The sequence below is a fragment of the Pseudomonas endophytica genome, from assembly GCF_001411475.1.
Classification (GTDB): Bacteria; Pseudomonadota; Gammaproteobacteria; order Pseudomonadales; family Pseudomonadaceae; genus Aquipseudomonas; species Aquipseudomonas endophytica.
Genome location: NZ_LLWH01000030.1, coordinates 1 through 11384 on the forward strand (window position 1 = coordinate 1; position 11384 = coordinate 11384).

11 protein-coding genes and 1 pseudogene are annotated in these 11384 nt (G+C 58.6%); 4 read left to right on the forward strand and 8 right to left on the reverse strand.

Features of this window, described 5'->3' with window-relative positions:
• The 3 genes from AQS70_RS23920 to rloA2 form a co-directional block, all read left to right on the forward strand.
• A partial coding sequence (locus AQS70_RS23920; RefSeq protein WP_206542126.1) for a hypothetical protein occupies window positions 1–188 on the forward strand: 188 nt, incomplete at its 5' end.
• A gap of 117 nt (window positions 189–305) precedes the next feature.
• Complete coding sequence (locus AQS70_RS03655) at window positions 306–881, forward strand: DUF2780 domain-containing protein (protein ID WP_055101566.1); 576 nt, start codon at window positions 306–308, stop codon at window positions 879–881.
• Window positions 882–1040: 159 nt separating this feature from the next.
• Window positions 1041–1541, forward strand: coding sequence for a retropepsin-like aspartic peptidase RloA2 (gene rloA2 / locus AQS70_RS03660; protein WP_055101567.1), 501 nt, complete (start codon window positions 1041–1043; stop codon window positions 1539–1541).
• A 147-nt stretch (window positions 1542–1688) separates the two neighbouring features.
• On the opposite strand, the gene AQS70_RS03665 is transcribed toward rloA2, so the two are convergent.
• The 7 genes from AQS70_RS03665 to AQS70_RS03695 all read right to left on the reverse strand — a co-directional run bounded on the left by AQS70_RS03665 (window position 1689) and on the right by AQS70_RS03695 (window position 9864).
• The gene (locus tag AQS70_RS03665; protein ID WP_055101568.1) at window positions 1689–1877 is read right to left on the reverse strand and encodes a hypothetical protein; all 189 of its coding nucleotides are present in this window, start codon (window positions 1875–1877) and stop codon (window positions 1689–1691) included.
• Window positions 1874–2986: a PepSY-associated TM helix domain-containing protein gene (locus AQS70_RS03670; RefSeq protein ID WP_055101569.1), complete on the reverse strand. Its 1113-nt coding sequence runs from the start codon at window positions 2984–2986 to the stop codon at window positions 1874–1876. The genes AQS70_RS03665 and AQS70_RS03670 overlap by 4 nt, the downstream gene beginning before the upstream one ends.
• A gap of 113 nt (window positions 2987–3099) precedes the next feature.
• Window positions 3100–5535, reverse strand: coding sequence for a TonB-dependent siderophore receptor (locus AQS70_RS03675; protein WP_055101570.1), 2436 nt, complete (start codon window positions 5533–5535; stop codon window positions 3100–3102).
• 98 nt (window positions 5536–5633) lie between these two features.
• The gene (locus AQS70_RS03680) at window positions 5634–6602 is read right to left on the reverse strand and encodes a FecR family protein (RefSeq protein ID WP_055101571.1); all 969 of its coding nucleotides are present in this window, start codon (window positions 6600–6602) and stop codon (window positions 5634–5636) included.
• Window positions 6599–7027, reverse strand: a complete 429-nt coding sequence (locus AQS70_RS03685; protein ID WP_241492794.1) for an RNA polymerase sigma factor — start codon at window positions 7025–7027, stop codon at window positions 6599–6601. Before AQS70_RS03685 ends, AQS70_RS03680 begins: the two co-directional genes overlap by 4 nt.
• Before the next feature lie 195 nt (window positions 7028–7222).
• A complete protein-coding gene (locus AQS70_RS03690) occupies window positions 7223–7933 on the reverse strand; it encodes a 3'-5' exonuclease (RefSeq protein WP_055101572.1) in 711 nt (236 codons plus the stop codon).
• A complete protein-coding gene (locus AQS70_RS03695) occupies window positions 7930–9864 on the reverse strand; it encodes a putative nucleotidyltransferase substrate binding domain-containing protein (RefSeq protein ID WP_055101573.1) in 1935 nt (644 codons plus the stop codon). Before AQS70_RS03695 ends, AQS70_RS03690 begins: the two co-directional genes overlap by 4 nt.
• Window positions 9865–10124: 260 nt before the next feature.
• Between AQS70_RS03695 and AQS70_RS03700 the strand changes: the two genes are divergently transcribed.
• Window positions 10125–10565 (forward strand): response regulator, encoded by a 441-nt coding sequence (locus AQS70_RS03700; protein WP_055101574.1) that lies wholly within the window; start codon window positions 10125–10127, stop codon window positions 10563–10565.
• Window positions 10566–10628: 63 nt separating this feature from the next.
• On the opposite strand, the pseudogene AQS70_RS03705 reads toward AQS70_RS03700, so the two are convergent.
• Window positions 10629–11384 (reverse strand): annotated as a pseudogene (locus AQS70_RS03705) (malate synthase G); the annotation flags it as partial.

Here is an 11384-nt window from a genome sequence, read left to right on the forward strand (position 1 = left end):
AGGCACAAAGGCTGCGATCAACTGCTGGCAGTCGTAATACCATCGCGCACGGTGTTTGGGTGCATCTCTATTTTGTAGGAGCTGGCGCAGCCTGCGATCTTTTGATCGCAACATCAAAAGATCGCAGCCTGCGCCAGCTCCTACGCGGAATATTTGTCTGCCAACGCACCGCTGTTGTTTTCCACTAAGATTGCACCCTGTTTGGCTCAATGCTGGCTAGTGGGAACAACGGCTGGCACTTTGAGTCTTATCGTTAGTTTTGCTGTTCCTGTGCGGGCAGCTTTTTGGTTCAAGAGGTTGATCTGATGAAAAAGTTGAACGCAGTAGCATTGGCAACATTGATGAGTGTGGCGGCAAGCCCAGTATTTGCCGCAGGTTTTAACCTGAACGATGCCGCCGGTATTTTGAGCCAAGTCCAAGGCGGCAACAGCGCAAGCTCTGACAAGTCTGTGCAGGCACTGGCGCTGCTGACCAAAGCCCAGCAAATGGGGGTTAAACCCGAGCAAGCCGCCGGCGGTGTTGGGGCGATGTTGAGCCTGGCTAAAAACCAGTTGACCACCAATGACTACGCCGCCCTGACCCAGCAAGTACCGGGTATCAGCAAGGTCACTGGCGCCGGTGCCTTGACTCAACTGAGCCAATTTAGCGCCAAAAACCCGCAGCTTCAGGCCCTTGTCGGCCAGATCAACCCAGTCAGCTCGGACGCCAAAGTGGCGGTTAGCAATGTCACCAACAAGTCGCAACTGGACAGCGCGTTTGAAGCGCTGGGCATGAACAGCAGCATGGTTCAGGAGTTTGCGCCGTTGATCACTCAGTACTTGGGCCAACAGGGCGTTGCCAGCCCACTGCTGACCACCTTGGGTTCGCTCTGGGGTATCTAAGGAACGGTCGCTCTAAGCACGCCTTCTCACTATTCGCCCCATCCCTGTAGGAGCTGCCGCAGGCTGCGATCTTTTAAAACATCAAAAGCTCGCGAGCATTGAGCGTCGACCGGCTACTCCTACAGGTGAGTACAGGATTCTTTAAAGGAAATGCCCTCTATGAAGTCTGTTCTTGCTTTGTTGTCTGTATTAGCGCTGCCGGTGATGGCTGCCGAACCGACGCTGTATGGGCGTTATGAGTACATCAAACTGCCGGAAATCGGCGAGACGCTCAAAGCCAAGATGGACACCGGCGCCTACACGGCTTCGCTGTCGGCCAAAAATATCCAGACCTTTACCCGTGATGGTGAAGAATGGGTGCGTTTTCAGCTAGCCACTGAGGGTGCCGACAGCAAGGTGTATGAGCACAAAGTGTCACGCATCAGCAAAATCAAAAACCGCGCTGATGAAGACGAAGACAAAGATGAAGTCAGCGTGGCAAAACGCCCGGTGGTGGATCTGGACCTGTGCCTGGGCAATGTCAAACGCACGGTCGAGGTCAACCTCACCGACCGTAGCAACTTTAACTACCCGTTGTTGATCGGCGCCAAAGCCCTGCGTGAGTTCGGCGCGGCGGTGAACCCGGCGCGCCGCTATACGGCGGACAAGCCGAGCTGTTGAGGGGCCTGCAACCGGGTTAAACGCCCGGTCGCCATTGCCCTACAACAGAGTACCCGGTTGTTTTATCGTCAAGTTCACCGTGAAACCCTATTACGCGCTCCCGACAGTAGAAGAGTTGGGTGTCTTCACTTGCTGGTCGTAAAGCAACTAAGAGGTTTTGGAGCGTTTGAGCAGCCCGCGCACGCTGATCCATGCCGGGATGCCCAAACCGATCCAGCTCAGGGCGTCCCAAGCGCCGTCGCCGAGCAGGGCGGCAAACAAACCCATGGCGCTGACGAGGGCAATCGCTAAGGGGATGGAAAACACTTTCCAGAAGCTGGACCGGCGCGGTTTCATAGGGCGTTCTCCTTAGCGGCTTTGCGCCGCACCCACCACAGGTACAGGCCGCTGACGAGGACGATGATGGTCAGCAGGTCGAGGGCCGCCCAGAGTATTTTCATCGACATCCCGCCGTAGTCGCCAAAGTGCAGGGGCTGGGACATGCCCATGGCGTCCATGTACCACGGCCGGGTACCGACGGCGGTAACGCTCAGGTCAGTGGCGTCGATCAGAACTGGGGTCAGTAGGTGGGAGGTCAGGTGGCTGCTGCCTTTCATGAACACGGCGTAGTGGTGCTCGCTGGAGAAGCGCGTCCCCGGGAAGGCGATAAAGTCCGCTTGCATGTCGGGGGCGGCGTCGGCGGCGATGTCCAACAGGCGGCTGGCCGGGGCGAGTTGGGTCAGTGGCGGCTCATCACGGTAAGGTTCGACCATGGCGCTGAGGGTGTCGCTGCGCCAAGCGTCGATGATCAGGTCGGCGCAGGCGCTAATCACCCCGGTCACGCCCACCACCAGTGCCCAGGTGAGGGTCACGACACCGATCAGGTTGTGCAGGTCGAGCCAACGTACGCGTTTGGATTTGCCTGTGCGCACGGTGGCGAACTCATTGCGTCGCATAAACGGTAGGTACAGCACGGTGCCAGAAATGATCGCCAGCACAAACAGGGTGCCCATCAAGGCCAGCAGCAGTTTGCCGGGCAGGCCCGCGAACATGTCCACGTGCAGGCGCAACATGAACATCATGAAGCCGCCGTTGGCCGAAGGGACTTCCAGTGCTTGGCCCGTGCGGGTGTCGAGCATAAAGGTGTGAGAGGAGTTGGGCTCAGTGCCTGCTGTCGCGGCCATGATGGCGATGACGGCGTTGGGCTCGTCGTCTTCCCAGCCAAAGTACTGCATGACCTCACCCGGCCGATGCGTCTCGGCGGCGCGTACCAGTTGCTGCAAGTCCAGGTGTGGCGTGCCTTCGGGCAGCGTTTGGAGCTGCGGTGCATTGCCGATCAGGTGCTCGATTTCATGGCTAAAAATTAACGGTAAGCCGGTGAGCGCCAGCATCAGCAAGAACGCGGTGCAGATCAGGCTGGTCCACGTATGAATAAAGGACCAACGGCGAATGGTTTTGCTTTTCATGACAGTCCTAAATGAATACACCCCCGTAGGAGCAGCCGCTGGCTGCGATCTTTTGATCTTGAACGTCAAAGGATCGCAGCCTGCGGCAGCTCCTACGGGGCAGATTTAGCGAGTTACCACTTATAGTCGACGCTGGCCATGATGTTGCGGCGATCACCGTAGTAGCAGTAGAAGCCATCACAGGTCGACAGGTATTGCTTGTCGAATACGTTGTTGGCGTTAACCGAGACGGTGGCGCCTTTAAGGGTCTGGCTGACTTTGCCTAAGTCGTAATGGACAGCGGCGTCATAGACGGTGTAGGCCTTGGCGTGGCCGTACGCAACGTCTGTCACGTAGTTCATGCTGCCAATGGCGATGTTGTCGGTTTCGCCGATGTAACGCGCACCCAAGCCAATGCCGAAGCCTTCCAGTACGCCTTTGTGCCACGTGTAGTCAGCCCAGATCGAGGCTTGGTGTTCTGGGGTCAACGGCAGTGGGCGATTTTTGTCCTTCGGGTCCGAGACTTTGGTCATTTTGGTGTTGGCGTAGGTGTAGGCGGCGGTCAGTTTGAGGTTGTCGTTGACGTTACCCACGGCCTCCAGCTCTAGGCCGCGTACATTCGCTTCGCCCAATGGACGGCTCACCCCTAGCGAATCGCTGAGGACGATATTTTTACGGGTCAAGTCATACACGGCTGCGGTGAAAAGTATTCCGCTGCCCGGTGGCTGATACTTAACGCCCACTTCGTATTGTTTGCCGGTGCCCGGCTTGAACGCCTTCCCACCAAAGCCACCGGGCTCGGCTTGGAACGACTCGGCATAGGACACATAAGGGGTGAAGCCTGAGTCGAACACGTAGCTCAGCGCGGCATTACCGGTGAAGGCGCTGTCGTCGCGTGTGTCGTGGGCGTCGTTGAGGTTGTAGAAGGTGGTGTCTGTGTGCAGCCAGTCTTGGCGCCCGCCAACGGTCAAACGCCAGTTATCTAGGGCCATTTGGTCTTGTAGGTAAAGACCTGTGTCGCGGGTTTTCTGGTTGTAGTCGTTGTAGGCGGTGTAGGGAACATTGCTGAAATCTTGCCCGTAGATCGGGTTGATGATGTTACTGACCGGGGCTGGCCCGTATTGCCATTTGTAGCGGGTGTCGACGCGCTGATGATCGAGGCCGATCAGCAGCGTGTGCTTCAGTGCGCCGGTATTGAAATCGGCTTGCAGGTTGTTGTCGACGGCAAACTGGTTGATGTCTTCGTCCACGATGTTTGCCCCGCGCTGGACGGTGCCATCATCGGCCACCGAACCGAAGTAGCCACCGGCGGTGATGCTCTGAAAGGACAAGTCGCTTTTGGTGTAACGCAGGTTCTGGCGGAACTGCCAAACGTCGTTTAGCTGATGTTCAAACGCATAGCCGAGTGCGTAGTAGGTTTTATCGTAGTACTCCCACTTCGGGTCACCGAGGTTCTTGTGGTACTTCACGTTGCCCGCAGGGGTCGACACCAAGGTGCCCTGAATCGGCAAGAACTGGCTGGTGGTGCTGGTGTCATCGCGGTTGAACTGGCTGAGGAAGGTCAGCTTGGTATCGGGGTCGATATTCCACGTCAGGCTCGGGGCGATGTTGTAGCGCTTGTCATCGGTGTGCTCGATCGTGGTGTTGCCGTCACGCACCACGCCGCTAACGCGATACAGAAAACGCCCTTCATCATCCATCGGTCCCGTGCTGTCAAAGCTGATCTGTTTACGCTGGTAGCTGCCGATTTGTAGTTGTACTTCATGGCTGGCGACGTCTTCTGGGCGACGGCTGACCATGTCTAACAAGCCGCCCGCAGGTGTTTGCCCGTAAACCGATGACGCTGGACCGCGCAGCAAGGCAACGCGCTCTAGGTCCCAAGTTTCGAGCTTGGGCATGGTGTAGGAACCCTTGGGCAGCGGCAGGCCGTCGAGGAACTGGGTGGGCTCAAAACCGCGCACTTTTAACCATTCAGCGCGACTGTCACTGCCATAACTGCTGGCGGTGACACCGGGCATGTAGCGCACGGCATCGTCGAGGTTCTGTACGGCGCGGTCTTGCATCTGGCTGCGCGTGGCGACCGAGATCGAGCGCGGTGCCTCTGCCAACGCGGTGTCGGTCTTGGTGCCCGCTGCTGAGCGTTGGGCGAGGTAGCCGTCGACTGGCCCCCAAGCGCTTTCGTAACTGCCTTGACCGGAGATGGTGGTGGCTTCTAGGGCGACAACGCCTTGTGGGATGGCGATTAGGGTGTAGCTGCCGCCACTGCCCGGTACGAGCTGCAACCCCGTCCCGCGCAACGCCTCACGCAGGGCGGTGATGGGCTCGAATGTGCCTTGGACCGGGGCTGAGGTTTTGCCTGCCAGCAACGCCGGGTCCATGGCCAAGGTGAGATTGGCTTGGCTGGCGATTTGGTTCAGCGTGGCGGCCAATGGCCCGGCGCCAAGGTTGTAGCTGCGCGAGGTGGCGTTTTGCTCGGCGGCGATCAGCGAGGTGCTGGTCAGCGGGGCACAGAAGGCCATGGCAACGGCCAGCAGGCTAGGGCGCAACAAGGTGTCGAGGGTGCGTGACATTCGGCGAGTTCCTGAATGGAAATGTTTCTCAATGCCTATGTGCCGAACGAAACGTGGAAAGTGATAGGGCTAATTGAAAATAATTGTGATTCGGGGGGTTAGGGCTTGGGGCTGACGGTGATCCACCACGGGGTGTGCTGCTCAATACTGATCGGTAAGGTCGGTTGCAGGGCGTTAAGGGCCACTTGCAAATTGTTCAACGGGAAGCTGCCGGTGATCCGCAGGTCGGCCACTTGCGGGTCAATACCCAAGTAGCCCCGGTGATAACGATTGAGTTCGCGCACCATGTCGGCCAAGCGCACGTTGTCGAGTACCAGCATGCCGCGGGTCCAGGCATCGGCCCCGGCGGTGACACTGGCCGCTTGGCTCAAGTGGTCACGCTGCATGAGGACTTGTTGGCCTTCGTTGTAGATGACTTCGCTGTCGCTGTCTTCGGGGTGCGCGGCAACGCGTGATTGCAGCACGCTCAGGCGGGTGCCGTGTTCTTCGCGCTTAACCAGAAACCGCGTGCCTAATGCCCGCAAGCTGCCGTCACGGGTTTGCACGATAAAAGGCCGCGGATCGCCGTGCCCGGTCTGCACCATGATCTCGCCGTCTTGCAGGATGATGCGCCGCGTGTCGGCATCAAACCGCACATCCACCGCGCTGTGGGTGTTGAGGTTGATGACGGTGCCATCGGCCAATTGAAGTTGGCGTTGCTCGCCGGTAGCAGTGCGCTGGTCGGCCAGCCAGTAATCAATAGGCAGGTGGTTTTTGCCCGCCAACAGTGTCAGCCCACACACCAGCGCCAGGCTCGCCAGGCCCGTGCCGATCTTGCGCACGCGCTGCTGTAAGCCGCTGCGGGCGTTGCGCAGGGCATTGCGTGCGGGTCGGCTGACGTTGCTGAAACGGTGGTCGAGCATGCCTAACTGTTGCCATGCACGAGCGTGTTCTTCGCAGGCGTCATACCACGTGTCGAATTCGGCCTGTTGCACGGGGCTGCCATTGCCGCAGTCTAGGCACAGTTGCCACGCAATGGCGGCGTCAAGGACGCGGGCCGACACCGGTTTGGAACTGACCGCGCTCACGTGGGCTCGCCATACAGCGCGATGTAGCACTGACGCATGCCTTGGGCCAAGTACTGACGTACCCGAGGCACCGACACGCCTAGGCGTTCAGCGATTTCAGCGTGGGCCAAGCCATCGAGGCGGCTATAAAGGAAGGCCGCACGCGACTTACTCGACAGCTTGCCGAGCAGGCGGTCGATGGCTTTGAGGTCTTCGAGGATCAGGTGCTGTTCTTCTGGCGAGGGGTGCTCGGCTTCGGGCAGCAGCATCAGTTCGGTGAAGTAAGCCTGCTCGAGGGCGGCGCGGCGAAAGTAGTCAAACAGCAACCCTTTGGCGATAGCCGCCAAAAAAGCTCGCGGTTCACGCGGTACGGTCAGTTCAGTACGCCCCAGCAGACGCACAAACGTGTCTTGGCTCAAGTCCTCAGCCCGCTGCGGGCCCGCCACATTGCGCCGCTGTTAACTAACGATAATTATTCGCGATTGTGTCAGGTCGTACCGGCCCACGCAATTGACGCTCATCGGGTGGGGGGCAGTCCAGTTCGTAGGAGCTGGCGCAGGCTGCGATCTTGAAAAGATCAAAAGCTCGCAGCCTGCGGCAGCTCCTACGGTTTGTTGGCGTTTACGACAGTTGTGGTGTTTTTAGAAGCTGTGGGTCTGTTTGCGCCGCTGCCACTGATTGAGCCGCTGTTGCAGGGCTAAGGGGCTGTCGAGGTGTTGCGCGCGAGCGCGGTTGAATAGGATGAGGGCCAGTTCGGCAGTGGCCAATGCATCGGCGCTGGCGTTGTGGCGCTCTTCTACTTGAAGGTTGAAGTGTTTGATCCAGTTGTCTAGCCCCGCTTCGCGCAGGTCAGCCTGCGGGCATAGCATGGGCGCCAATGCCGCGACGTCCATAAAAGTGTGCTGCAGGCGATCACCCAAGCTGTCTTTGAGAGCGCGAGTGAGCATGTGTTGGTCGAACGGGGCGTGGAAGGCCAGTAACGGGCTGTCACCGACAAACGCCATAAAGTCGAGCAGGGCTTCGGCCGGATCACTGCCTGCGGCAATCGCACTGGGCCCTAGGCCATGCAGCAAAACGCTAGGGCTGAGGGGGTTGTCGGTGCGCAGTAAGGTGCGCTCGAACGCTTGGCTCAGGTCGATTGCGCCGTCTTCGATGACCATCGCGCCAATCGACAACACTTGGTCGCGATTAAGGTGTAGCCCGCTGGTTTCCAGGTCGACCACGACCCAGCGCTGGGCGCGCAGCGTGTGCTCGGCCAACTCGGCAGGCTTGGGTAACTGCAACAGTCGTTGCTGCTGAGCGAGGCTTAAGGTCGGCGCTTTGCGCGGCAGTAGCCAAGAAAATAGGCTCATAGCTGATACCGCAGGGCGAGGCTGCTTTGCAGGCGTTGGGCTTGGCGAAGGGCTTCTCGCAAGATGCGCCGATCCAATTGGTTGAGGTTGTCGGGGTCGACCCGGTTGGAGTACGGGCGGTTTTGTCGGGTCTGCAATTGATGCTGTTGCATGCGGGTCTGTTGAATAAAGTGATACGCCTCTTCGTAGGCCGCGCCGTCCAGCGGCTCGATCACGCCCAAGGTGATGAGCTGGCGCAGGCGCTCAAGGGTGTTAATGGCGGTAACACCGTGGGCCAGCGCCAGTAGGCGAGCACCGTCGACAAACGGCGCCAGACCTTGGATTTTGAGGTCTAGGGTGGCTTTTTCGCCGCTTTTGCGCTCCAGCACAAACTCGCGAAAGCGTCCCACTGGTGGGCGATGGCGCAGCGCGTTGTCGGCCATCATGCGCTGAAATAAGCGGTTGTCGGCGACTTGCGCAAGGATCCCGCGGCGCAGTTGCTGGCAGCCTTGCTCGTCGCCCCAGACCACGCGCAGGTCGAAGTAGATGCTGAAGGCCAGTAGGTTCTGTGGCGTGGCCTCGCGGATAAACGCCGCAAAGCGTCGCGCCCATTCGGCACGCGACAAGCACAGCTCGGGGTTGCTGGCCATGATGTTGCCTTTGCACAGGGTGAAGCCGCAGGCCGCGAGGTGGGTGTTGATCTGTTGCGCAATGGGCAGCAGGCGTTGACGAATCTGCTCTGCGTGCGCCGCATCGTCGGCTTCAAACAAAATGCCGTTGTCTTGATCAGTGTGCAGGGTTTGCTCGCGCCGCCCTTCGCTGCCGAAGCACAGCCAAGTGAACGGCACGCCGGGGTCGCCTATTTGCGCCAGCACCAGTTCGATCACTCGGCACACGGTGTGGTCGTTGAGCAGGGTGATGATGTGGGTGATCTGGGTCGATGAAGCGCCGTGGGCCAGCATGCGCTCAACCAATTGGCTGATTTCACCACGCAGGTTGATCAGGGTGTCCAGACGTGGCGCGTGGCGGATGGTGCGGGCCAGATGCACCAAGTCGACGCGTTGCAGTGAGAACAGGTCCCGCTCGGACACCACGCCACACAAGCGCTGCTCTTTGACCAAGCATACGTGGGCGATGTGGCGCTCGGTCATGGCTATTGCGGCATCAAAGGCGCTGTGGTCGGGGGACAGATAAAACGGCTCGGCGGTCATGTGTGCCGCGATGGCTTGACCAAAGTCTTCTATGCCGTTGGCCACCACTTGGCGCAAGTCTCGCAGGGTGAAAATCCCCAGCGGTGCTTTGAGCGCGTCAACGATCACGATGCTGCCCACTTGTTGGTCGTGCATCAGCCGCACGGCTTCACGCAGGGCGGTCTCTGGGCTACAGGTGACCGGATGGCGCATGGCCAATTCACCCAGCCGGGTGTTGAGCGAGTATTGCGTGCCCAAGGTTTCAACGGCTTTTTGCTGAACTTGCCGATTGACCTTGTCGAGTAAGCTGCTGACCCCGCGCAAAGCGAAGTCGCGAAATTCCTCAGACAGGGCAAAGACTTTGATAAACGCGGCCTTGTTCAGTTGCAGGCAGAAGGTGTCTTCGGCGGCCAAGTGTTCAGTGCGGGTGGCCCGCTCTCCGAGCAAGGCAGCGAGGGGGAAACACTCCCCCGCGGTAATTTCAAACGTGGTTTCGGCCACGCTGCGGCCCTGATGCGTGCGCTCGCCCACCACGCGGCCTTGTTTAACGATATAAAAATGCTCGACCGACCCGTCTTCTGGCCCAATGATTCGATCTGCTGGGCCATAGAATCGCAGTTGGCACTGTTCAACCAAGAAGGCCAGGTGAGTGTTTTCCATTTGGTTAAACGGCGGGAATCGCTGCAAAAACTGCACAGTCCCGTGGATGTTCTGTGACACCGCCGTTTTACCTGCCTGGAGAAACGCATCTGATTGACTCATGACCGTTACCGCATTGTTGATTGTTGTTGTTATGACGGGGCGCGGCCCCTGCTACCCTTCATGCTCGGTGGTCTGCACGCGGGTGCCCATTGGACGTAAGTCTAGGGAGCCTGCTGGCGCGCCACAATTTGTGGGCTTTTTATGCAAATGAGTGTGTGTCTACTTGGAAATAGTTGTGTCTCAGTGCACATTGAGCGCAGTTAGGGATAACTGACTGAGCTGCTTGGTTTTTTAACCTTTTGCACGTTTTTGAGACGGATATGACAGATCACGACATTTTGACCGACGCCGAACGAGAAGCCCTGAACGAGGTTATGCTGGAGCCTCCTGAGGTCGAGCGCTCCCTTTTGATCGTGGAGGATGATCCCGATTCGCGCTCTGTGTTGTCGGAGTTTCTGGCTCTCAACGGCATCCACTGTGTCACAGCGAGCAACGAGGAAGAGGCACTGAAGTTGCTGAAATCTGACTCGTCAATCGGGATGATGCTGACGGATTTGCGCATGCAACCCCATGACGGCTTGCACTTGATCCAGGAAGTGCACAAGTCGGAGCGGGCGCAGTTGCCGATTGCCATCATGTCGGGGGATGCAGAGGTGCGGGATGTGATTGAAGCGCTGCACCTAGGCTTGGTGGACTTTCTGCTCAAACCTATTGATACGAATATGCTGCTGGAGGTAGTCAACAAAGAATTAAAACGCTAAGCGCTGACGCGGAACGAAGGCTGCGAGCTTTTAAGATCAAAAGTTCACAGCCTGCGGTAGGGCCTACGCGTTTTTAGCTTTGAACTCGCGACGACGACGGTGCAGTACGGGCTCGGTGTAGCCATTAGGCTGTTTAGTGCCTTCGATCACCAACTCGACCGCCGCCTGGAAGGCGATGTTGCTGTCGAAGTCGGGTGCTAGCGGACGGTACAGCGGGTCGTTGGCGTTTTGGCGATCAACCACCGGCGCCATGCGCTTTAGGCTTTCAAGCACTTGGGCCTGAGTAACGATGCCATGACGCAGCCAGTTGGCGATGTGCTGGCTCGAAATACGCAGCGTTGCACGGTCTTCCATCAGGCCGACGTCGTTGATGTCTGGCACCTTAGAGCAACCGACCCCTTGGTCGATCCAGCGCACTACGTAACCCAAAATGCCTTGTGAGTTGTTGTCCAGTTCGTTCTGGATTTGCTCAGGCGTCCACTGTGGGTTCACAGCCAGCGGGATGGTCAGGATGTCGTCCACCGAGGCCGGCGTGCGTTTGGCCAACTCGGCCTGACGCGCAAACACGTCAACCTTGTGGTAATGCAGCGCGTGCAAGGCGGCCGCCGTCGGCGAAGGCACCCACGCGGTGTTGGCACCGGCCAATGGGTGGGCGATTTTCTGTTCGAGCATCGCTGCCATCAGGTCGGGCATGGCCCACATGCCTTTGCCGATTTGTGCACGGCCTTGCAGGCCCGTGTTCAAACCCACATCGACGTTGTTGTTTTCGTAGGCACCAATCCACTTCTCGCCCTTCATGTCAGCCTTGCGCACCACCGG

Bases quoted from the DNA above. Each gene is read 5' to 3' on its own strand.
- rloA2 (WP_055101567.1), top strand. From the start codon at position 1,041: ATGAAGTCTGTTCTTGCTTTGTTGTCTGTATTAGCGCTGCCGGTGATG.
- AQS70_RS03670 (WP_055101569.1), bottom strand. From the start codon at position 2,986: ATGAAAAGCAAAACCATTCGCCGTTGGTCCTTTATTCATACGTGGACC.
- AQS70_RS03690 (WP_055101572.1), bottom strand. From the start codon at position 7,933: ATGAGCCTATTTTCTTGGCTACTGCCGCGCAAAGCGCCGACCTTAAGC.
- AQS70_RS03655 (WP_055101566.1), top strand. From the start codon at position 306: ATGAAAAAGTTGAACGCAGTAGCATTGGCAACATTGATGAGTGTGGCG.
- AQS70_RS03700 (WP_055101574.1), top strand. From the start codon at position 10,125: ATGACAGATCACGACATTTTGACCGACGCCGAACGAGAAGCCCTGAAC.
- AQS70_RS03675 (WP_055101570.1), bottom strand. From the start codon at position 5,535: ATGTCACGCACCCTCGACACCTTGTTGCGCCCTAGCCTGCTGGCCGTT.
- AQS70_RS03665 (WP_055101568.1), bottom strand. From the start codon at position 1,877: ATGAAACCGCGCCGGTCCAGCTTCTGGAAAGTGTTTTCCATCCCCTTA.
- AQS70_RS03695 (WP_055101573.1), bottom strand. From the start codon at position 9,864: ATGAGTCAATCAGATGCGTTTCTCCAGGCAGGTAAAACGGCGGTGTCA.